Source organism: Ewingella sp. CoE-038-23 (assembly GCF_040419245.1).
Classification (GTDB): Bacteria; Pseudomonadota; Gammaproteobacteria; order Enterobacterales; family Enterobacteriaceae; genus Ewingella; species Ewingella allii.
This window is the reverse complement of sequence record NZ_JAZHOH010000001.1, coordinates 486,251-506,883: the sequence shown is the minus strand read 5'-3', so window position 1 is coordinate 506,883 and position 20,633 is coordinate 486,251. Positions and strand designations below refer to the sequence as shown.

Genomic DNA, 20,633 nt, shown 5'->3' with positions numbered 1-20,633 from the left:
AATGTTACAGATCGTCGAGGATCGCCAGCGCATCTGCCAGCTTCTTCACGCCAAACACCTGCATTCCGGCGGGCACCTTTTTCGGCACGTTGGCATGAGGCACGATGGCGCGTTTGAAGCCGTGCTTGGCGGCTTCGGTGATTCGCTCCTGACCACTCGGCACCGGGCGAATCTCTCCCGCCAGCCCCACTTCACCAAACACCACTAAATCTTGCGGCAGCGGGCGGTCACGCAGGCTGGAAACCAACGACAGCAGAAGTGCGAGGTCAGCACTGGTTTCCGTGACTTTTACGCCGCCGACCACGTTGACGAACACGTCCTGATCCGCCATCTGCAAGCCGCCGTGACGGTGCAACACCGCCAGCAGAATCGCCAGTCGGTTCTGCTCAAGGCCTACCGCCACGCGACGCGGGTTGCCCATCATCGAGTGGTCCACCAGCGCCTGAATCTCCACCAGCAGCGGGCGAGTCCCTTCCCACAGCACCATCACCGAGCTGCCGGACGTTATCTCATCACCGCGGCTCAGGAAGATGGCCGACGGGTTGCTCACTTCGCGCAAACCCTGTTCGGTCATGGCGAACACGCCAAGCTCGTTGACCGCGCCGAAACGGTTTTTATGGCTACGCAGGGTGCGGAATCGGGAGTCGGCATCGCCGTCCAGCAGCACCGAGCAGTCGATACAGTGCTCGAGCACCTTCGGCCCGGCCAGAGAGCCATCTTTAGTCACGTGGCCGACCATGACAATCGCCACGCCGCGCGTCTTGGCGAAGCGCGTCAGGTAGGCGGCAGTCTCGCGCACCTGCGCCACCGTGCCCGGCGACGACTGAATGTCCGCCATGTGCATCACCTGAATGGAGTCGATCACCATCAGCTTCGGCTTCTCCTGATCGGCAATCAGGCAGATTTGTTCAATGCTGGTTTCAGACAGCATGTTCATGTTGGCGGTCGGCAGCCCGAGGCGATGGGCGCGCATTGCTACCTGCTGGAGTGACTCCTCGCCGGTGACATACAGGGTTTTCATGTTTTCGCCGAGGTTACAGAGGATCTGCAACAGCAGCGTACTTTTACCCGCCCCCGGATTACCACCAATCAGGATCGCACTGCCCGGCACCACGCCACCGCCCAGCACGCGGTCAAACTCTTTGAACCCGGTGCTGAAGCGCGGCAGTTCGTCGAGACTGATTTCAGACAGCTTCTGCACGCGGCTAACGCCCGCATCGCCGGCATAACCACTCAAACGCTCGTTGCGGGCCACGGTTGGCGATGCAGACAAACGGATTTCGGTAATGGAGTTCCAGGCCTGACAGGCACTGCATTGCCCCTGCCAGCGCGGATAATCTGCGCCGCATTCATTACACACAAATGCTCGTTTTGCTGCTTTTACCACAACTTACCTCGAAATATTGGATTTAAAACTTAGGCTAAGCTTCCGCTTAAAATGCAGAGAACGCCAATTAAGTCGGCATGACGGATACAAACCTCCGCCTGCTCGTAGACCTTCGGCTTAGCGTGGTAGGCAATGCCCATGCCCGCGACGGCCATCATCTTCAGGTCGTTCGCGCCGTCGCCGATGGCCACGGTTTGCTCTTTCGGGATCTCAAGCTTCTCTGCCAGCTTGAGCAAAGTATCGGCTTTATATTGTGCATCGACGATGGGACCAATCACGCGCCCAGTTAGCTTACCGTCGCGGATTTCCAGCTCGTTGGCCGCCACGTCAATCAGGTTCAGCTTGTCGCGCAGGTATTCGGCGTAATAGGTGAAGCCGCCGGAGGCGATAGCCACGTGCCAGCCCAGCTCTTGCAGGCGCTGCACCATTTTGGTCAGGCCCGGCATCAGCGGTAGAGTTTCACGCACTTGTTGCAGGATACCGGCATCAGCATCTTGTAGGGTGGCGACGCGTTGACGCAGGCTGGCCGAAAAATCCAGCTCGCCGCGCATCGCGCGTTCGGTCACTTCAGCCACCTGCTCTCCGACGCCCGCCAGTTTGGCAATTTCGTCGATGCATTCAATCTCAATCGCGGTAGAATCCATGTCCATCACCAGCAGCCCCGGCGTGCGCATGTGCGGCACTTTGCCAAGCTGGGTGACATCAAGCTCGAAGGACTCGGCCAACGCTTCTATTTCCGCGGTCAATGCACCGGCCAGACGAATAACCTGATAATCATCAACGGTCCAGGCGCTGACAATCACCAGAGCGCGGCCCAGACGGCGTTGGAAGTTCGTAATGCTTGTTTTGTCCAGTTTCCTGCCGTACAGCAGCCAGCCAGTATGCCCAGCACGGTAGTCCAACGGCATCACTTCGTCACCGCTGAGTGAAAGGGGAAGTCCCGGCCATTGGTGGATCTCCGCGGGAAGATCGCAATAGGTCAGACTGTTTGGCATGATTACTCCTGTCGAGCAGTTAGGCGTAGAAAAACAAAGATTTCACCACATAATACCCAATATCATTCGCGTTGCGTCAAGGCGGCAAACGAAGGTATCCCGATGAGCTTACTCCAGTAAGTGATTCGGGTAACTGAGTGAAGCCAACGCAGAGGCAGCGCGAAGGATGCAGGGTATAAATGAGGCAACAAGCTACCCTATAGCCCGCGCTTCTGGCAACATTAAAGTCGTCGAAAATCTTAAGGAAACAGAATGGCAAAGGCCAAACTGAAATTTCGCCTGCATCGCACAGCTATCGTTTTGATTTGCTTGGCTTTATTGGTAATTCTGATGCAAGGAGCTTCTTACTTTAGCTTGGGGCATCAGCTTGCTCGTTCCCAGCAGGTGGAACAACTTGCCCAGACACTGGCGAAACAGGTGGCTTTTACTCTGGCTCCGCTGATGGACAGCGAGAATGATGGCGCGGATATCGCCCAGATTTCCACTATTTTGAATCAACTTACCGACAACAGTCGCATTCTTGATGCCAGCGTGTATCAGATGGACGGCACGCTGATCGCCCATGCCGGTGAAAAGGTGCCGGTTCGCGACCGGCTGGCACTCGACGGCAAGCGCGCGGGAAGCTACTTCAACCACCAAATCGTTCAGCCGATTGAAGATAAAGACGGCCCGAACGGCTTTCTGCGCCTGACCCTCGACACCCACGTGCTGGCAACCGAATCCAAACAGGTGGATAACACCACCAACCTGCTGCGCCTGATGATGCTCGCCGCGCTAGGCGTCGGCATTATTCTCGCCCGCACCCTGCTGCAGGGCCGCCGCAGCCGCTGGCAGCAATCCCCTTTCCTGCTGACTGCCAGCACGCCGGTGAAAGAGGATGATGAGCCAGAGGAAGAAGAAACGGACGAGTTTGGCCCACCGCCGACGCTCAACATGACCGAGCCAGACGCCGAGGTCGCTCCCGCGAAACCCGCCACCGAGCAACAAACCAAAGAAGCCGCTCAGGCCGCCTACCGCAGCCTGAAACGCAGCCGCGAAAAGCGGGATTAGGCCAGCCGCCGAATATTGGCGGTGATTTCCGTAACCTGAGCCAGCATCTGGCTGGCTATCAGGCGGAATTCAGGGCTGATAAGCGCATCCTGCTCCACCTTCTGCCAAAAATCTAACGCCCAGCGCTGGGCCCGCAGCCACTGGCTTTTCGCCACGGCCGGGTCTAAAACAATATTGATTGCCTGCCGTTTCATGTTGCCGCTTCTGTCCGGCGCGAAGCTCATCGGCAGCATGTCGTAAACCGGCGATAGCTCGAAGGCGAACTTATTCGGCAACAGCGGTGGGTCGATAAACGACAGGTTGCCCTGATGCATGTCACCGTTGGCGATCAGCTTGCCAAAGGCGTAAAGCTCGCCAATGCGCATCAGCGTGCTCTGCGAAATCAGTTTCTCCTGCTGCAATTTTGCCGCGATGGCGACCCAGCTACCGTGGCTGCCCGTGAATTCAGCGGCGACGGCCTCCAGCGAGGCCAAACCGCGCCGCCCGCGCTCGCCAAGGCGATCAAAGCGTTCGACCTCTAAGAACACCTCACCATGACTTCCGCTGTACACCTCTGCCTGCGCCGCTGCAATGCCTGCCTGTTGCAGCACGGCCAGCGCGTGAGCCTCCGCACGCAGTAAATCACCCCAGCGCCGGGTGTTTTCATTGGCTTCTTGTGGTGAAAATTTTACTAAAACGTGGGAAGCGGGCTTCTGCTGGTGCTCGACAAAAACGCTAAACTTCGGCTGCTCTCCCCCGGCCGAAGAACCCACTTCTTGCCCCGCGAGGCTTTTTTGCGCCAGCTTCTCGAAAGCAGAGATCTTATCTTGGAAAGCCACGGCCGCCTCATCCGGCTTTAACGCCCACTGCTGATACGCGGCCTGCCCCACAATGAGGTTGCCCACGGTTTCATTGCCATGTCGGCTGAGGGCCAGCAGGGTTTGCGATTCATTCCACAGCTTAATGTCTTCAGGTAAGGCCAGCAGCGCGCTGATATCCCGACCCCACGCGCGGCCCAAAAATCCCTGAGGGCGCATGTCGGTAATAAACCACGGCAGCCCGTCGAACAGCACGCATTGGCCATCGACAGTTTCAAACGCGCAGCTCTCCGCAGGCCATATCGACACAATGCGGCCTACTTGCTCCGCCTGCCCCTGGGTATCAATTCGGTAGAATGCAAATTCGCTCTCTCCACCAATGGATCGCAGCAAGGCGTAGCGCGTCGACTTCCCGCGGCCAATCTTGCGTACATCATTCTGCTCGGCAAGCCTGCGGGAAAGGGTTGCCTGACTTACCCCGATTTGGGCCATGATCTCTTTCGCCGTCAGGCTGCCCTGACGCAGTAAATCAGCTAACTCGCTCATCGATGAATAGCATCCTGGATAGAAAGATGAATAGAAAGAGATAATTATTTATAGATCAACACTAAAGAACAAGCGAGGAAAAAACCATTAAAAATAGAAATTTAGGGCGATTACTGAAAATACGAGAAAGATTTTCGATCAAATAAAGCACAAAAAACCGTGATTTCGTGAATAGAAAAGCTGAAAAATATGAATAGAAACGGGGACTTTTAAGGGTCCCCGTTTTGTTGTTTGTAGTCTGGCTACAGAACTTACTCTTTATCGCCCAGCAGAACGGATTCCAGCGCGATTTCGATCATGTCGTTGAAGGTGGTCTGGCGTTCTTCAGCGGTGGTTTGCTCGTGAGTACGGATGTGGTCAGAAACAGTACAGATAGTCAGTGCTTTAGCGCCGAACTCTGCTGCCACGCCGTAGATACCGGCAGCTTCCATTTCAACACCCAGAATGCCGTATTTTTCCATCACGTCGAACATTTGCGGGTCTGGCGTGTAGAACAGGTCAGCGGAGAAGATGTTACCCACGCGCGCGGTGATGCCTTTGGCTTTGGCCGCGTCAGAGGCGTTGCGCACCATGTCGAAGTCAGCGATAGCCGCGTAGTCATGGTCTTTAAAACGCATACGGTTCACTTTGGAATCCGTACATGCGCCCATGCCGATAACGATGTCGCGCAGCTTGATGTCTGGACGAACTGCGCCGCAAGAACCCACACGGATGATTTTCTTCACGCCGAATTCGGTGATCAGCTCTTTGGCATAGATTGAGCAAGAAGGAATACCCATGCCGTGGCCCATTACAGAAATTTTGCGGCCTTTATAAGTACCGGTGAAGCCCAACATGCCACGCACGTCGTTCACTTGTTTCACGTCTTGCAGGAAAGTCTCAGCAATGTGCTTGGCGCGCAGCGGATCGCCCGGCATCAGCACTACGTCAGCAAAGTCGCCCATCTCGGCATTAATGTGTGGAGTTGCCATTGTTATCGTCCTTTCATTCTTTTTAGATTTTATAGATAAAAAACAGGGTGGATTTCACGCCGTAGCCGGGCGCGAAGCCAACAACGCTACGGCGCGAAAGGCGCTGTGTTTACAGCATGGATTTACCGTAATCCATCGGCGACAAATCGAAGTACTTCGCCACGGTCTGGCCGATATCCGCGAAGGTGTCGCGGTAACCTAACGAGCCAGGTTTCACTTTCGGGCCGTAGATTAACACTGGAATGTGCTCGCGGGTATGGTCGGTACCACGCCAGGTTGGGTCACAACCGTGGTCGGCGGTGAAGATGATGATGTCATCTTCTTTCACCAGCTCCAGCAGCTCTGGCATACGGCGGTCGAACAGCTCTAGCGCAGCCGCGTAGCCCGGCACGTCACGGCGGTGGCCGTAAGCTGAGTCGAAATCTACAAAGTTGGTGAAGACGATAGTTTTGTCGCCAGCCAGTTTCATCTCTTGAATGGTCGCGTCAAACAGCGCGTCCAAGCCAGTGGCTTTCACTTTTTTGGTGATCCCCACCTGAGCATAGATGTCGGCGATTTTACCCACAGACACCACGTTGCCGTTTTTCTCATCAACCAGCTTTTTCAGAATGGTTGGCGCTGGCGGCTCTACGGCTAAGTCATGGCGGTTACCGGTGCGCTCGAAGTGACCTTTTTTGTCACCAATGAACGGACGCGCGATAACACGACCAATGTTGTAGCCGCCTTCGGTCAGCTCTTCACGAGCGATTTCACACAGCTCGTACAGGCGATCTAAGCCGAAAGTCTCTTCGTGACAGGCAATCTGGAACACGGAGTCAGCAGAGGTATAGAAAATCGGCTTGCCGGTTTTCATGTGCTCTTCGCCCAAGTCGTCCAGCACCACAGTACCGGAAGAGTGGCAGTTGCCCAGATAACCCGGCAGGTTGCCGCGCTCTACCAGCTTATCCAGCAGTTCCTGCGGGAAGCTGTTGGTGGTGTCGCTGAAGTAACCCCAGTCGAACAAGACCGGAACACCGGCGATTTCCCAGTGACCAGACGGGGTGTCTTTACCGGAAGAAAGCTCGCTGGCGTAGGCGTAAGCGCCGGTTATCTCAGCGTTACCGTCCATACCGTCAGGGATCTTGCCGGTAGAAGCTTCGGCAGCTTTCGCCAAACCTAAACGGGTTAGGTTAGGCAGATTCAGTGGGCCTTGGCGTCCAACGTTGGCGTCGCCACGTGCACAGGCAGCGGCAATATGGCCCAATGTGTCAGAACCTGCATCACCGAATTTTTCAGCATCTTTACTGGCACCAATACCGAATGAGTCCAGTACCATGATAAACGTACGTTTCATCTTGCACTCCTATGCTCAATTATTCGTTGCGTGCATCGGTTCAGGCCGACACACAGATCATATTGATTTGGGGGCGTCGCTACGCATTTTCAACCCCCAAATATCAGATTATTTAATTCTGCGATACACCACCGGGGTGGTTTCCGGCGCCTTGTCACTGAGGACAATCGCCGCGCGAACTTCTTCAGCGGCGCTCTGCCAGGCTTCTTCATTGCTGGCGTGGATCATCGCCAATGGCTGCTGGGTGTCCACCTGCTGGCCCAATTGCGCCATGTTGGTCAGCCCAACGCTGTAGTCGATTGGGTCGCTGGCGCGACGACGGCCGCCACCCAGTGATACCACCGCCATGCCCAGCGCGCGGGTGTCCATGGCGCTGACGATCCCGGCTTTCTCTGAATACACAGGCTTGCTGAGGGTCGCCTTCGGCAGATAGCTGTCGTAGCGCTCGATGAAGTCAGCCGGGCCTTTTTGCGCGGCGACCATGCGGCCGAAGATCTCTGCCGCCTTGCCGTTGTCGAGCACGGCTTGCAGCTGGCGGCGTGCATCGGCGTCGTCACTGGCTAAACCGCCAGAAATCAGCATTTCGACGCACAGCGCCATAGTGACTTCCAGCAGGCGTGGATTGCGGTATTCGCCAGTCAGGAAGCGCACGGCTTCGCGCACCTCCACGGCATTACCCGCGCTGGATGCCAGCACCTGGTTCATGTCGGTCAGCAGCGCGGTGGTTTTACAACCCGCGCCGTTGGCTACGTCAACGATCGCCTGCGCCAAGTCTTCGGACAGCTGGTAGGTCGGCATGAAGGCGCCGGAACCGACTTTGACGTCCATCACCAGCGCGTCCAGCCCTTCCGCCAGCTTTTTGGCGAGAATCGAGCCAGTGATCAGCGGGATAGAGTCGACGGTGGCCGTGATATCACGGGTGGCGTAGAAGCGTTTGTCCGCCGGAGCCAAAGAGCTGGTCTGGCCGATGATTGCCACGCCCACGTCTTTGATAATGCTGCGGAAACGGTTGTCATCCGGGAAAATGTCAAAGCCAGGAATGGCTTCCAGTTTATCCAGCGTGCCGCCGGTATGGCCCAGACCGCGCCCGGAGATCATTGGCACGTAGCCGCCACAGGCCGCTACCATCGGCCCCAGCATCAGCGAAGTCACATCGCCCACGCCGCCGGTGGAGTGTTTGTCGACAATCGGCCCGTTGAGGTTGAGGCTGTTCCAATTCAGAACGGTGCCGGAGTCGCGCATCGCCATGGTCAACGCCACGCGCTCTTTCATGTTCATGTCGTTGAAATAGATGGTCATCGCCAAGGCAGCAATCTGCCCTTCCGATACCTGACTGTCACGGATCCCATTGATGAAAAAGCGAATCTCTTCTTCGCTTAGCGGCTGTCCGTCACGTTTTTTTCGAATAATTTCTTGTGCGAGAAACACGGAGTGCTCCTGAATGACTAGGAATGTAGAGAGGAAGTTATTGATGTTCCAGGGCTGGGGCCCGGCGAGCCGGACCCCGTAACGCCGAATGCGTTAGCGAATTGCCTTAACGATCAATAGCTGCTGGTAGACTTTTGGTCAGCGTGGCCCAGCGTGGTCAGCAGGCTGGCTAACAGGCTGGATGCGCCGAAACGGAAATGACGCGAGTCAGCCCATTCGCGGCCCAGTAGGCGGTCTGCCAGTGCCAGATACTGCGCGGCGTCTTCAGCCGTTTTCACGCCGCCCGCTGGCTTGAAGCCAACGTCTTTGCCTACGCCCATCTCTGCAATCACTGTCATCATCAACTCTGCGCTGTGCAGGGTCGCGTTGACCGGGACTTTGCCGGTTGAAGTTTTGATGAAGTCAGCACCGGCTTTGATGGCGATTTCTGAGGCTTTACGAATCAGCGAATCTTGCTTCAGTTCGCCAGTTTCAATAATCACTTTCAGCAGCACATTGGCGGCAGCACAGGCTTCTTTGCACTGTTTTACCAGCTCAAAACCGATCTGCTCGTTGCCCGCAATCAGCGCGCGGTATGGGAATACAACGTCAACTTCATCTGCGCCATAGGCAATAGCCGCGCGGGTTTCAGCCACGGCGATCTCAATGTCATCGTTGCCGTGCGGGAAGTTAGTGACGGTCGCGATACGGATGTCAGGAGTGCCTTGCTCACGCAGGGCTTTACGCGCAACCGGAATGAAACGTGGATAGATGCAGATAGCAGCGGTGTTGCCCGCCGGGCTTTTGGCCTGATGACACAGGGCGATCACTTTTTCGTCAGTGTCGTCGTCATTCAGGGTAGTTAAATCCATCAGGTTCAGTGCGCGTTGTGCTGCGGCGGTTAAATCGGTCATAAAACTCTCCAACAATTTTCAATTCCAGCGACCAGCCAGAACTGAGCATACAGTCATGAACCCGGCAAAAGATGCCGAACTCTGCACGGTTGGCGAGCGGACTTGGTTCCTTGAAGACAGCGAACAGAGGCGAATTTGCGCCCTGCTGGCAGATGAGATCCTTCTCACCGCACCTGATTGGCATCAGCCAATGCGTTGTGACTATTTGAACACGCCGTATCAGGTTGCTCTGTGCAGTATTTCACAAATTATGAAAACCGCTTGCAACGTTACTTCCACAAATGAGATTCGCATCACACTTACGCTGCAGCAATTCTGAGATTGGCGCAATTATGCTCAATATCCGGCCCTAATAAGAGTGTACACCCGATTCATGACAACTGATGGCGGGTTGCCCACTCTGTGATCACCGACCGGTGATCTTGAAATGAATGTTATAATAATAACATTTAAAGGAGAAGCATCGCGTTTAAAAAGCGCACTAAAAGCTATACCTAGAAATTTGGTGGATTATAAATGTTATTTAAATAACAAAATTACATTTAAGAAGCCCAAACTGACCGGGAAATTTAAAGCGGAAGGGCGAAAACGCGGCGGCTGTTCTCCAGCAGTGCGCTGGCAATCTGCTCCGGGGACTCTTCCCGCAGTTCGCACAGCACATCAAATACCGCTGCGGCGCGCTCGGGGCGGTTGGGTTGGCCCTGAAAACCTTGCAGCGGCATGTCCGGCGCGTCGGTTTCAAGTAGCAGACTGGAGAGAGGAAGCTGGGCCATCACATTGCGGGTTTTCTGCGCTCGCTCGTAGCTAATGGTACCACCGACGCCAATAGCAAAGCCTAATTTAACAAAGGCTTGTGCTTGCGAAAGGCTGCCCGCAAAACCATGAACCACGCCCGTCGCCGGCAGTTTCGCCTGACGCAGCATGGCGGCCAGCGGATCGTGGCTGCGGCGAGAGTGCAGGATAACCGGCAGGTTTTCGCGTTTCGCCAAGGCAAATTGCGATTTGAGCAGCCGCTGCTGCTTTTCAAACTGCGGCTCTTCCATATAGAGATCTAAACCAATCTCCCCTACCGCCACCAGCTTGTTATCACGCTGAGCCAGAAAACCGTCCAACAAATCAATATCGGCATCCCGGTGCTGGGCGATATACAGCGGATGCAGGCCCAGCGCGGCGTAAAGCTGGGGATGCTGTTTGGCTAGCCGCACGATGCCCTGAAAACGGTCTGAGGTAACGGCAGGCACGATGATTTGGCGGACACCCGCCTGTTCCGCCATGGAGAGGCTCTCAGCCTCGGCGCCGGTAAAAGGCGGGAAATCAAAATGGCAGTGGGTATCAATAAAATGCGCCATTACAGATTCTCACCATCGCTGCGTTTGTCCTCGGCTTTTGGCGAGGCGTCGGGCTTAGGCGCGCTGCTTTTGGCGGCGTATTGGCTTTCATCGTGGAATGCGGCCGGGCGTACCATGCCGCCATCTGCCACGATGTCAGTGAGCACGGCGGGATCGAGTATGATCTGCTCCACCGGACCGGCCTGCGCGGCGATCGGCACCACGTTTTCTGGATTATCTTCCGGCACCACCACGCGTTTTGGCCGGGTTTTGCGCGGCAAAATGTAGGGCAAGGGTTTATCTTTTTCGCGCGGGATAAGCCAGTGTGACGCAGCAGACAGGAAGTAGCGCGCACAGCGGCGTCCGAGATGGTAATCCTGATTCAGCGCCGGGAAACGGCTGCCCAGCGCGTGGCTGGCCAGGGGTTTTGGCGGGAAAATCTCAAAGATGCGCAGATCGCCCGGTGGGTTTTCGATGAATTGCTGAATACGGTGATAACTGCTTTCATGGTGTTGCATCATGCGCACCAGCTGTTGCAGGCTGCTTTCGCTCAGCCACTGCTCCATCCGCTTCATCCACTGCGGGGTGTAGAACATGGCGGACGGCACGGTGCGGATCACCACGATCGTGTCCGCGCCACGGCGATAGGCTTCTTCCACCGGGATGGCGTCACTGATGCCGCCGTCCTGGTAGCTCACGCCGTCCAGCTCCACGCCCATGCGATAAAAGCCCGGAATGGCGCTGGAGGCTTTGATCACCGGCAGCCAGTTCTCGCGCGTCGGCGCAAAGTAGTTGGCGGAGTAGTCATCGCTGCGGCAGGCGCACATCAGGAACTCGCGGCCGTCGATCAGCAGCTTTTCGGCGGTATCCATCGCCAGCGGCATATTTTTTGAGGTTTCTTCCACCAGCCAGTCGAGATCGATCAGGTGGCCGCCACGCACAAAGCGCAGTGGATTGAAGAAGTGTGGGCTGGTTGTGTAGCGAGTGATGACGCGTCGGGCATAACCCGGCTGGCCGCAGACGAAAGCGGAGAGATTTTGTGCCCCGGCAGAGGTGCCGATATACAGGTCGAACGGATTAAACCCCGCACGCTGGAACTCATCCAGCACGCCAGCGGTGAAAATTCCGCGTTGTCCGCCGCCTTCGCACACCAGCGCTATCTTGCCTGGTTTGTAGGGTTTGTAAGCCAGTGGTTCAATGTTGCCGAGCGTGACAGGTATTCTGTATCCCAACGCCTTTCCCTCAGTATTTCAGCCTCACAGATGGCGGGCCTCAACTAAGAGCATACATTGTCTTTCTAATATGGGTAATCAACAGACAAAATACCGGGGATTAAATCGTTACTTTCTGTTAACCAAGCTATCTAATCTCTAGAAGTTGGTACTCAGCGTAAGATTTAATCCCCGGCAGGATTCTAAGTGCTACTTAATCTTTCCGACCTGGTGTCAGAGTCGTTTACGTCCGGTAAACAAGCTCACCAAGAACAGAATGATACCGACGACGAAGACGATTTTTGCAGCCCAAGCAGCTGTACCAGCCAGACCACCGAAACCAAGTGCCGCCGCGATAAGCGCGATGATTAAAAATATAATGCCCCAACGAAACATAAGCTTCTCCTTACCCTATTTAACTTTTACCCAAATCAATGTGGTACCCAATATTCCGGGCCTCAGTTCAGCTTTAAACATTTCTTTTCGGCTGCTTCAAAAGTGCTTTTTACGTGTTGAAAGAAAAATGCTTACCTTTTAAAGATAGTCGTAAAAATGAAACTGTTAGGAAAACTGACTGTTTTATGGCGCGAAAGGTCCCATGAGTTCTGTTTTATGGTGTTAACGCTTACTGCTGAAGAGCAGATTGCCTGCCTAAACAGGCAATCTTTGATCGAAAATCTTATGGTGCGATTTTCAAATCATTTTTGACGCTTTTTACACCGTCAACGGTTTTAGCCACGCTTTCAGCACGATCGGCCTGCGCCTGATCTTTCACTGAACCGGAAAGTTGAACAACACCGTCGGTGGTTTCAACTTTGACCATGCGTGATGGAACGATGTCATCAGCCAGCAGCTTAGCTTTCACCGACGTGGTGGTGGCGGTGTCGCCAGCATAGCCTTTTGCGGACTGCTCTTTGCTGTCTTTAGTGTGCAGTTTATCGCTGACGGATTTTACGCCTTCAACTTTAGTTGCAACGGCCACGGCTTGCTCGCCTTCAGCCTGTGAACCGACAAAACCACTCAGCGTGACGACGCCGTTGTCGGTTTTAACGGAGATATCATTGCTCTTGATCGCTTTGTCATCGATCAGTGCGCTTTTAACTTTTGCTGTAACGGCGCTGTCGCCCATGTAGCTATCAACTTTCTTCATGGAGCTATCGATTTTTGCACCCGCGCTATCAGTGGTGGTTGCAGCCAATGCGCTCCCGCTCATTACAGCGGTGCTCAAAACAACGGCCAGCATGGAATAGGCAAAGTTAGACTTTTTCATCGATTTCTTCCTTTAGTTTATAAGTCCTAAATGGCGGACTCTTTACGTCACATGGTCGTGACGGTTTTGTGCAATATCGAACCAGACTCAAGGTCTGTAACTTAGTTAAAAACCTTTCTCTTATTGCATGTGCAGTAGAGTCATTTGTTAAAGGGTGAGATTTGTCACCTTTACCCTATAACACTCTGCTTTATTAATCGGAAGCAGTGGTTTAACCCACCGTTCGCTACACACAGATTTAATATAGCTGAGAAATCGAAGATGGGGAGAAAGAATGCCAAATCGGCGCCAAATGCAGACAAGTCCGATCAAAACACCACAATATTGCCCAATAAATCAACGAAAACCGCAAAAGTAGTTTCGCAGCGGAAAGATTAAAACAGCAGAATTGTGCAAGCGGGAAGAGAAAAGGCGACCGGATCGTCGCCTTTTGAGGGGGGCTGAGTTAACCAATGAAATAGGTTAACCGAGCAGTGAAAATTAATGCTCGCGGGTTTTGCGGAACGTCACTTCCGGGTAACGCTCTGACGCCAGGTTCAGGTTCACCATGGTTGGCGCGATGTAAGTCAGGTTATCGCCGCCGTCCAGCGCCAGGTTAACTTCGTTCTTACGCTTAAACTCTTCGAACTTCTTCACGTCGCTGCATTCAACCCATCGGGCGGTGCTGACGTTGACGGATTCGTAAATCGCTTCAACGTTGTACTCGCTCTTCAGACGCGCGACCACCACTTCAAACTGCAGTACGCCGACTGCGCCAACAATCAAATCGTTGTTGGCGATTGGGCGGAATACCTGCACTGCGCCCTCTTCCGACAGCTGAACCAGCCCTTTCAGCAGCTGTTTCTGCTTCAGTGGGTCGCGCAGACGGATGCGACGGAACATTTCTGGGGCGAAGTTCGGAATGCCGGTGAACTTCATGTTCTCGCCCTGAGTGAAGGTGTCACCAATCTGAATGGTGCCGTGGTTATGCAGGCCGATAATATCGCCCGGATAAGCCTCTTCCACGTGCGAACGGTCTCCCGCCATAAAGGTCAGCGCGTCGGAAATCACCACGTCCTTGCCGGTACGCACCTGACGCAGTTTCATGCCTTTTTCATATTTGCCGGACACCACGCGCATGAAAGCCACGCGGTCACGGTGTTTCGGGTCCATGTTGGCCTGGATCTTAAACACGAATCCAGTGAACTTCTCGTCGCTGGCTTTCACTTCGCGCAGGTCGGTTTTGCGTGGCATTGGGGCAGGTGCCCACTCAACCAGTCCGTCCAACATGTGGTCAACGCCGAAGTTACCCAATGCAGTCCCGAAGAACACTGGCGTCAGTTCGCCACTGAGGAATGCTTCTTGCTCGAACTCGTGGGACGCGCCCTGCACCAGCTCCAGCTCTTCGCGCAGCTGTTTCGCCAGATCTTCGCCCACGGCGGCGTCGAGGTCAGGGTTGTTCAACCCTTTAACAATGCGCACTTCCTGAATGGTGTGACCTTTACCGGTCTGATACAGGTAAGTTTCGTCTTTATAGAGGTGGTAAACCCCTTTGAACAGCTTACCGCAGCCGATAGGCCAGGTAATTGGCGAGCAGGCAATTTTCAGCTCGCGCTCAACTTCGTCCATCACTTCCATTGGGTCGCGGATGTCACGGTCGAGTTTGTTCATAAAGGTAAGAATTGGCGTATCGCGCAGACGGGTAACTTCCATCAGCTTGCGGGTACGGTCTTCTACACCTTTCGCGGCGTCGATCACCATCAGACAGCAGTCCACCGCCGTCAGGGTACGGTAAGTATCTTCAGAGAAGTCTTCGTGCCCCGGGGTGTCGAGCAGGTTAACCAGACAGTGGCGGTACGGGAACTGCATCACGGAGGTAGTGATGGAGATACCACGCTGCTTTTCCATTTCCATCCAGTCGGATTTCGCGTGGTTATTGGAGCCACGGCCTTTTACCGTACCGGCGGTCTGAATCGCGTGTCCGAATAACAACACCTTTTCAGTGATGGTCGTTTTACCCGCATCGGGGTGAGAGATGATTGCAAAAGTGCGTCGAGACGCTATTTCTGCGGCTAAACTCAGGTTACTCATTGTTTTTATCTCAACTATGTACAACGCTATGTACAAATTAAATTTTTCTCTTAGGCGGGGATTCTACATTGCAATGCGGTGAGGTGCTATCGGTGAGGCTAATCCCTCACCGCTTTCACATCAGTGGGCTGTCATCGAACTCTTCCGTCGTCGCGTCGTTGATCACATGCGTCACCACTCCGAAAATAATCGTCTCCTCGCCTTCCCAATCTCCGCCATCGATCAGCGTCACATCTTCTGGCTGGTCCAGATCAGCAAGGCACAGCGTCGGATGAAAGCGCATACGCTTCAGCAAGAACTCCCCGCAAACCTCAGCGACGACAATGCTACCGTCACAAGGCTTGCGGGCTGAGTCGATTATCAACAATGCGTCCTTTTTAATTCCTGCGCGCCAACTGGAAACAGCAGCGCGCATGAGATATTGGCCCGGACTGTCGGACCAGTGACAGGCATCGTTCGGTGTTAATCGCTTGGTTGCATAGTCTGCTGCTGGAGATGGGAAGCCCATGTCAAAGACCTCCGTTTGGATTATAAAGCATGAAAATGCGGTGCTCTCCGTCTCTTTCCCATACATCACGGAATGCGCTGACATATATTTCAATCCACTGGTTCGCCTCCTTCAATTCCCAGCGACAATTCACTTTCTCCAATTCGGCACAGAAATCCTCAGTAGCGACCGTGCGCCGCTCCTTCTCACTGATCTTGATTGCAGCTTTGAATGCTGCGTCAATTTCGTATCGTCTACCCATAATCCACTCCCACAAAATACTGTTTATGCATACAGTATAATCATGAGTTTTTTGGGTTGAAAAGCTCGATTTTGTTTACGACTGGTATGCTGCTGATCGGGAAGGAAAGAAAATTATTTAGGCTGAGCAGGGAAAGTCACCGGCAACTGGGTCACATCAACAGCCCTTACAGCCTTAATGTATTGCATCCATGCTGTTAAAGATGCCTTGTCATCATCGCTGATAATTCCCAGTGATAGTTCAGTTCTCCAATCGGAAGTAACTTGGTTCGCGTTCGATATTAACTGTTGGCGAACACTCTCCGCTTGCTGAGCTAGTTGCTCTGGCGTGGGCTTTGGCGCATCATCCCAGCATGGAAGTCCTTGCTCTGTTGAGGAAAGAACCTTTCCCTTTGGAGGCTGAGCGGTAAATTCATCGAATACACTCTCATCGACCTCGGCCCCTTCGTCTGGCCACGTCCCTGCCGCCTCATAAGCATCCTTGAGGGATGTCGGATAAAAGGCCTTTTGTGCTGCATTAAATAAATATGTCATTTTAAATTCCCACCGCTATCCATGAAATGTTTGTCGCCGTGCGGTTCACGCTACCCGCAGTTGCAAGCCATGCTGATGCAAAAAAACTGGTTCGGTCTATAATTTGGCACCCACTGATATTTGCTGCACTTGCATCCGTGCCTGAGCTTGTAATTCCGTAGCACTGTGATGGGAATGGGATTGGGAAACTAGCAACAACGGAGCTTGAGGTGCTAGTTTGCAAATATCCATATTGGATTATTTTCCCATTTGGATATTTTATCCATCCCGCCCCAGTGGTGAAATATGACATGTCAGGAAGTTGTCCGGAGCCATTACCCACATTGGCCAAAGCAGCAGTACCCAGCCCCAATTCCGCCCTTCCCCCTGCTGGAGTTGTTGCTCCTAGGCCGCCGCTGGAAAGTGGGATTGTGTCTGCTGATGTGAACACCTGCCTTACATTAAAAGTCCTAGCCCCTTTCCCTCCGCTACCTCTTATCTTATAAACCATGTAATTGGGATTAGATGATGTATTTGGAAGCACGGTCACCCCGAAATCACCACCATTTAAAAGATAGTCCACCGTAATTGAGATAAAGCTTCCTGAAGGGTAGGTAACGCCTGCTGGTTGGTTCACCCACGAGCTAAAGAGCGAGGCGTAATTCGCCCCAGCCACAAAATCGAACTGCTGCCAATCTAGCGATGGCAGTGCCTGCAGGGGGGCGACTCCAATGCCCATTCCCGTCAATCCAATGCTTTCCCTCGCCTGTAGCTGGGCTGCCCCACCCGATGCTGCAATCTCTGATAGGTTGTTTCCATTTCCTAGGTATTGAGAACTATTTGCTAACTTCAATTTAGTAATGAAATTAGCGACACTTCCGTCATCAAGAACGTCCCGCCCTGATGAATCAGCCACAAACTGTGCAATAGCGGACGCGATAAAAGTGGCCTGCCGCATTGCTTTGTTAACTTCCGTAGACTTAGCAACGCCGCTCTGCCATCCGGTTAAGACGGCAGTCAGCGCGTTATAATCAGCTTGGCTAAGAACGTTCGCGCCTGGGGATGTAGCGAAAGGTTTAAAATCATTGGTTGGCATTCTAACTCCAATAGCCGGCATCAAATCCGGACGTTGCTATGCTGTTAATATCGAAACCGAAAACAGGGTGTTGCGGGTCTACAATATTCAGACTCTTAACGCGTACCCCAGCGGCTTTTACCGTTAACTCACCAGATTTAATGACTTCTATTAATTCTGCTGAGGTGTTTTGTAATCCATTAATGGCGATGGCGTTTATCGTTATCGACATATCCTGATTGTCTATCACCTGCACTTCGATCCCCGTTCCCGCGAAGATGGACTCCATTAAATCCTCAAGCCCCCCCACAGTTCCATCCCACCGATTGATCGCTATCTGGGCTTTTAGCACTAAGCGATAGGTATCATCACTCAGCGAAGTAAAACCGTTATCAGGGTCAAAAGGCCCTTGCCAGCTCCCTTGATCAAATCCCAGCCCTTCCGTATCTAGCGAAAAATAGACATTGGTGATCGGTGTTGAGACTGTTCTCTTTCGTCCTATCCAAATCCCAAGAATATCCAGCTGCTGGCCGGCGGCCTTATCCAAATCAAATTGATCAAGCATGCCTTTTGCAGCGCTTGAGATGTTGGTAAATGGCCGTGTGATTAAATCGATGTGCTGAAAATAGAGGGGCTTTAAAGCGTGATAATTAGTGATCAGGTCAGTGTATTTACTCATCATGCCACCGTGATATTTATATTGGCTATATCACTGCTCGCCGCCTCGTTATAGGCAATGGAGATATTTGACGCTGCCGTTGTGCTTGCGCTCCTGCCGATTGTCAGCGAGTTGATATCGTAATAGCGACTATCACCACCCGACATCACTCCGAGGTTGGCTGGGGAATAGATGCGACTTACCAGTACGTCATCGCCAATTTGGAGAGAATTGATATATTTTTTGACTTCGGCCTTAATAGAATCCCCCACCAATGATGTGTAACCGGCATAAACTGAAAGGCTGATATTGACGAATATGCCAACGTCGGATGGACGAGCAAACCTTATTACTTTTGGTTCCCCATACTTCCCAATAATGCCGATCGCCGTGGTGCCAAAGGTAAAAGTCCCTTGGTCTTTTTTCTTGGCGATCACGGTCGCAATAGCTGTTGAATCTCCTCCACCTACAACGCAACTTATTGAGTGGGGCGGGAGTCCATTTCCATCAGTGACATCAGTGTCGTTCTCGTAGATGCGAACACGCGTTACGCCATTCACTTCAAATAACGCGCCGTCGATACCATCAAGGGTTGTCTGTGAAGGCAGGGCCGTACTCCTCTCCTGCCGTTGCCGCAGCTGTAGGTCTGTTTCAGCGTTGCTGCCGGGCGTGGCTGCCAACGGGTTAATAGCCGTATACCACCCGCGCGTCGGCGTCGCTATCTGATTTATAGTTCCTGCCAGCGCCGCAACATTGCCGCTTTGGCGGCTGATTGCCGTCACCGTCATTGTTCCAGACACATCAATATTGACGTTGACTGGCAGGTCCCATAAGCCGCTATTGGCATCACGTACAGCACCGGCCGTTATGAGCGTGCCTGGTTCCCCTGTAATGACTAAATCAGCCGTGGATTTCGTCGCCGCCTGGCGCGTGATACCGTTGATTTTAACGTTGCTGCTCAATGCCCCGCTTTGCGCCGTTGCCGGGGAAAACGAGTTGTATACGGTGATCATGGCATTATTGGCGTCATGAATTCCCAAGGCGTAAAGGGCGATCATCTGGCCGTCTTTGCTGTCTGGGTCGATATAAGCGTCAGTACCGTAAATCTGTTGGAAGTAACTGGTGATGGTCGAGAGGATTGTCTGGTAATCGGGCGCACTGATCCCGGAGGCGGTCACGGTGGCGGACAGCCCCAGCGTATCGAGATTAAGCATTATGCCTCGCTTGTGAAGGTCGTTGCTCCGTAGATAGTGTCTATGGTTGCCGTGAATGAAACGCGCCGCGTTTTGCCGTCTACAGAGGTGTCAAAGCTGATAATAGAACTGACGCCCTGCGTTTGAAGGATGCGCTGGCGAATAGCCAGGTTGTAGACGTCCGGCGGCTGCTTGCCGAGAACCGATTGTATCCACGGCGTGCCGCTGGTCTGGTCAAGAAACCACTGACCTCGCCAAAGCATAAACCGCGTTTTTACCGCCTGCGCTACCGCCTCGGGAGAGTTAACCAGAAAGGTATTGTCACCCTGCCCGAAGGTATAATCGCCGTCAGCATCTTCGCGTCGATATCTCATGATGGTTTCCCCGTCTGGCCGCCGCCCGTCTGTACACCGCCATGAATGTGATTTTGTAGGCTCTTGCCGCCCGCGGTCACATCATTGGTTACGATAATTGGTCCCAGCATCGTCGCGCCGCCGCCACTTTCGCCCATACCTTGGCTCAGTGAGCCGTTTATCGTCACTGCGCCGTTAAGTACGATGGTCGGCGAAGTGATTTCGGTACCGCCTTCCGCGCTGGCGGTCAGCTTGCCGGGCGTTTTAACTGTTATGTCATGGCCCGCTGACACTTCAACGAACGCCGCGCCGTCATCGGTACGCAGCTGCGCGGCGGTCATGCTGATGCCGCTGATCTTCTTTGCCTGCGACTGAGGGCCGACAATGGCGAACGCATCCGATAAGGCATGCTGGCGAGAATCAACTGGCTCTTGCACGCCGCCGTTCTGCCACCAGAAATCGATGCAGCGGTCAGCGAAAATGACCAGGCACTCATCGCCTTCCTTAACCGGAAAAGTCATCGTGACGCCGCCGCCACGCTGGAACACCACCGGCACGTCGACCAGCAGCGCCAAATCGAGAGATGCTTGGTTTCCGGCACTGTCTGTATCTGCTCCCTTTAGAGCTGGCTGAACGACGCATGTCACAGTTTCAGGATCGAACGATTGAATAATGCCGGGCATCGCGACGCGCAAAGTGCTCATGATTTCTTTAGCCAAAGCGGTATCAAGGTGCTGCTCGCTACCAAGCTGTGAATTAAGCGGTACTGGCATACTTTTCTCCGGGCATAAAAAAACCCGCACGCGGCGGGTTT

22 protein-coding genes are annotated in these 20,633 nt (G+C 53.6%); 2 read left to right on the top strand and 20 right to left on the bottom strand.

What is annotated here, in order from left to right:
* Positions 1-4: 4 nt before the first annotated feature.
* Together radA and serB are read right to left on the bottom strand one after the other, a co-directional pair.
* Positions 5-1,387, bottom strand: a complete 1,383-nt coding sequence (gene radA, locus V2154_RS02520; protein WP_353500935.1) for a DNA repair protein RadA — start codon at positions 1,385-1,387, stop codon at positions 5-7.
* A gap of 29 nt (positions 1,388-1,416) precedes the next feature.
* Entirely contained in the window at positions 1,417-2,382 is a 966-nt protein-coding gene (gene serB / locus V2154_RS02515; protein ID WP_353500934.1) for a phosphoserine phosphatase, read from the bottom strand.
* Positions 2,383-2,634: 252 nt separating this feature from the next.
* Between serB and V2154_RS02510 the strand changes: the two genes are divergently transcribed.
* Positions 2,635-3,432 (top strand): YtjB family periplasmic protein, encoded by a 798-nt coding sequence (locus V2154_RS02510; protein ID WP_353500933.1) that lies wholly within the window; start codon positions 2,635-2,637, stop codon positions 3,430-3,432.
* Here V2154_RS02510 and yjjJ read toward each other — a convergent pair.
* The 5 genes from yjjJ to deoC all read right to left on the bottom strand — a co-directional run bounded on the left by yjjJ (position 3,429) and on the right by deoC (position 9,400).
* Positions 3,429-4,775, bottom strand: coding sequence for a type II toxin-antitoxin system HipA family toxin YjjJ (gene yjjJ / locus V2154_RS02505; RefSeq protein WP_353500932.1), 1,347 nt, complete (start codon positions 4,773-4,775; stop codon positions 3,429-3,431). The two genes, V2154_RS02510 and yjjJ, sit on opposite strands and share 4 nt — an antisense overlap.
* A 251-nt stretch (positions 4,776-5,026) precedes the next feature.
* Complete coding sequence (deoD, locus tag V2154_RS02500) at positions 5,027-5,746, bottom strand: purine-nucleoside phosphorylase (protein WP_353500931.1); 720 nt, start codon at positions 5,744-5,746, stop codon at positions 5,027-5,029.
* A gap of 109 nt (positions 5,747-5,855) precedes the next feature.
* A complete protein-coding gene (gene deoB / locus V2154_RS02495; RefSeq protein ID WP_353500930.1) occupies positions 5,856-7,079 on the bottom strand; it encodes a phosphopentomutase in 1,224 nt (407 codons plus the stop codon).
* 108 nt (positions 7,080-7,187) lie between these two features.
* On the bottom strand, positions 7,188-8,507 hold the full coding sequence (gene deoA, locus V2154_RS02490; protein WP_353500929.1) for a thymidine phosphorylase: 1,320 nt from the start codon (positions 8,505-8,507) through the stop codon (positions 7,188-7,190).
* A gap of 113 nt (positions 8,508-8,620) precedes the next feature.
* On the bottom strand, positions 8,621-9,400 hold the full coding sequence (gene deoC / locus V2154_RS02485; protein WP_353500928.1) for a deoxyribose-phosphate aldolase: 780 nt from the start codon (positions 9,398-9,400) through the stop codon (positions 8,621-8,623).
* Positions 9,401-9,455: 55 nt separating this feature from the next.
* Here deoC and V2154_RS02480 point away from each other — a divergent pair, with 55 nt between their 5' ends.
* Entirely contained in the window at positions 9,456-9,719 is a 264-nt protein-coding gene (locus V2154_RS02480; protein WP_353500927.1) for a hypothetical protein, read from the top strand.
* Between the two features lie 250 nt (positions 9,720-9,969).
* Here V2154_RS02480 and V2154_RS02475 read toward each other — a convergent pair whose 3' ends face one another.
* From V2154_RS02475 to V2154_RS02415, 13 genes are all read right to left on the bottom strand, one after another.
* Entirely contained in the window at positions 9,970-10,749 is a 780-nt protein-coding gene (locus V2154_RS02475) for a TatD family hydrolase (RefSeq protein ID WP_353500926.1), read from the bottom strand.
* Entirely contained in the window at positions 10,749-11,960 is a 1,212-nt protein-coding gene (locus V2154_RS02470) for a patatin-like phospholipase family protein (protein ID WP_353500925.1), read from the bottom strand. Before V2154_RS02470 ends, V2154_RS02475 begins: the two co-directional genes overlap by 1 nt.
* 213 nt (positions 11,961-12,173) lie before the next feature.
* Positions 12,174-12,335 (bottom strand): DUF1328 domain-containing protein, encoded by a 162-nt coding sequence (locus V2154_RS02465; protein WP_013577105.1) that lies wholly within the window; start codon positions 12,333-12,335, stop codon positions 12,174-12,176.
* Positions 12,336-12,618: 283 nt separating this feature from the next.
* Complete coding sequence (gene osmY / locus V2154_RS02460; RefSeq protein ID WP_034786952.1) at positions 12,619-13,209, bottom strand: molecular chaperone OsmY; 591 nt, start codon at positions 13,207-13,209, stop codon at positions 12,619-12,621.
* A 480-nt stretch (positions 13,210-13,689) separates the two neighbouring features.
* Positions 13,690-15,279 carry a peptide chain release factor 3 gene (prfC, locus tag V2154_RS02455; protein ID WP_353500924.1) on the bottom strand — a complete coding sequence of 530 codons (1,590 nt, stop codon included), beginning with the start codon at positions 15,277-15,279 and terminating at the stop codon, positions 13,690-13,692.
* Between the two features lie 115 nt (positions 15,280-15,394).
* Positions 15,395-15,787, bottom strand: a complete 393-nt coding sequence (locus V2154_RS02450; RefSeq protein ID WP_353500923.1) for a HumD family translesion DNA polymerase — start codon at positions 15,785-15,787, stop codon at positions 15,395-15,397.
* A 1-nt stretch (position 15,788) separates the two neighbouring features.
* Positions 15,789-16,028, bottom strand: coding sequence for a DNA polymerase V (locus V2154_RS02445; protein ID WP_353500922.1), 240 nt, complete (start codon positions 16,026-16,028; stop codon positions 15,789-15,791).
* A gap of 113 nt (positions 16,029-16,141) precedes the next feature.
* Positions 16,142-16,561, bottom strand: coding sequence for a tail fiber assembly protein (locus tag V2154_RS02440; protein WP_353500921.1), 420 nt, complete (start codon positions 16,559-16,561; stop codon positions 16,142-16,144).
* Between the two features lies 1 nt (position 16,562).
* A complete protein-coding gene (locus V2154_RS02435; protein ID WP_353500920.1) occupies positions 16,563-17,636 on the bottom strand; it encodes a gp53-like domain-containing protein in 1,074 nt (357 codons plus the stop codon).
* A gap of 1 nt (position 17,637) precedes the next feature.
* Complete coding sequence (locus V2154_RS02430; protein ID WP_353503893.1) at positions 17,638-18,294, bottom strand: baseplate wedge 1 family protein; 657 nt, start codon at positions 18,292-18,294, stop codon at positions 17,638-17,640.
* Positions 18,294-19,490 (bottom strand): baseplate J/gp47 family protein, encoded by a 1,197-nt coding sequence (locus tag V2154_RS02425; RefSeq protein ID WP_353503892.1) that lies wholly within the window; start codon positions 19,488-19,490, stop codon positions 18,294-18,296. Before V2154_RS02425 ends, V2154_RS02430 begins: the two co-directional genes overlap by 1 nt.
* A complete protein-coding gene (locus V2154_RS02420) occupies positions 19,487-19,840 on the bottom strand; it encodes a contractile injection system sheath initiator (protein ID WP_353500919.1) in 354 nt (117 codons plus the stop codon). Before V2154_RS02420 ends, V2154_RS02425 begins: the two co-directional genes overlap by 4 nt.
* Entirely contained in the window at positions 19,837-20,592 is a 756-nt protein-coding gene (locus V2154_RS02415; RefSeq protein ID WP_353500918.1) for a Gp138 family membrane-puncturing spike protein, read from the bottom strand. Before V2154_RS02415 ends, V2154_RS02420 begins: the two co-directional genes overlap by 4 nt.
* Positions 20,593-20,633 lie beyond the last annotated feature (41 nt).

What these genes read in the sequence shown, in the direction of transcription:
- serB (WP_353500934.1), bottom strand. Translation starts at nt 2,382, where the DNA reads ATGCCAAACAGTCTGACCTATTGCGATCTTCCCGCGGAGATCCACCAA.
- V2154_RS02510 (WP_353500933.1), top strand. Translation starts at nt 2,635, where the DNA reads ATGGCAAAGGCCAAACTGAAATTTCGCCTGCATCGCACAGCTATCGTT.
- yjjJ (WP_353500932.1), bottom strand. Translation starts at nt 4,775, where the DNA reads ATGAGCGAGTTAGCTGATTTACTGCGTCAGGGCAGCCTGACGGCGAAA.
- deoD (WP_353500931.1), bottom strand. Translation starts at nt 5,746, where the DNA reads ATGGCAACTCCACACATTAATGCCGAGATGGGCGACTTTGCTGACGTA.
- deoB (WP_353500930.1), bottom strand. Translation starts at nt 7,079, where the DNA reads ATGAAACGTACGTTTATCATGGTACTGGACTCATTCGGTATTGGTGCC.
- deoC (WP_353500928.1), bottom strand. Translation starts at nt 9,400, where the DNA reads ATGACCGATTTAACCGCCGCAGCACAACGCGCACTGAACCTGATGGAT.
- V2154_RS02480 (WP_353500927.1), top strand. Translation starts at nt 9,456, where the DNA reads ATGAACCCGGCAAAAGATGCCGAACTCTGCACGGTTGGCGAGCGGACT.
- V2154_RS02475 (WP_353500926.1), bottom strand. Translation starts at nt 10,749, where the DNA reads ATGGCGCATTTTATTGATACCCACTGCCATTTTGATTTCCCGCCTTTT.
- V2154_RS02465 (WP_013577105.1), bottom strand. Translation starts at nt 12,335, where the DNA reads ATGTTTCGTTGGGGCATTATATTTTTAATCATCGCGCTTATCGCGGCG.
- osmY (WP_034786952.1), bottom strand. Translation starts at nt 13,209, where the DNA reads ATGAAAAAGTCTAACTTTGCCTATTCCATGCTGGCCGTTGTTTTGAGC.
- prfC (WP_353500924.1), bottom strand. Translation starts at nt 15,279, where the DNA reads ATGAGTAACCTGAGTTTAGCCGCAGAAATAGCGTCTCGACGCACTTTT.
- V2154_RS02450 (WP_353500923.1), bottom strand. Translation starts at nt 15,787, where the DNA reads ATGGGCTTCCCATCTCCAGCAGCAGACTATGCAACCAAGCGATTAACA.
- V2154_RS02445 (WP_353500922.1), bottom strand. Translation starts at nt 16,028, where the DNA reads ATGGGTAGACGATACGAAATTGACGCAGCATTCAAAGCTGCAATCAAG.
- V2154_RS02440 (WP_353500921.1), bottom strand. Translation starts at nt 16,561, where the DNA reads ATGACATATTTATTTAATGCAGCACAAAAGGCCTTTTATCCGACATCC.
- V2154_RS02435 (WP_353500920.1), bottom strand. Translation starts at nt 17,636, where the DNA reads ATGCCAACCAATGATTTTAAACCTTTCGCTACATCCCCAGGCGCGAAC.
- V2154_RS02430 (WP_353503893.1), bottom strand. Translation starts at nt 18,294, where the DNA reads ATGAGTAAATACACTGACCTGATCACTAATTATCACGCTTTAAAGCCC.
- V2154_RS02420 (WP_353500919.1), bottom strand. Translation starts at nt 19,840, where the DNA reads ATGAGATATCGACGCGAAGATGCTGACGGCGATTATACCTTCGGGCAG.
- V2154_RS02415 (WP_353500918.1), bottom strand. Translation starts at nt 20,592, where the DNA reads ATGCCAGTACCGCTTAATTCACAGCTTGGTAGCGAGCAGCACCTTGAT.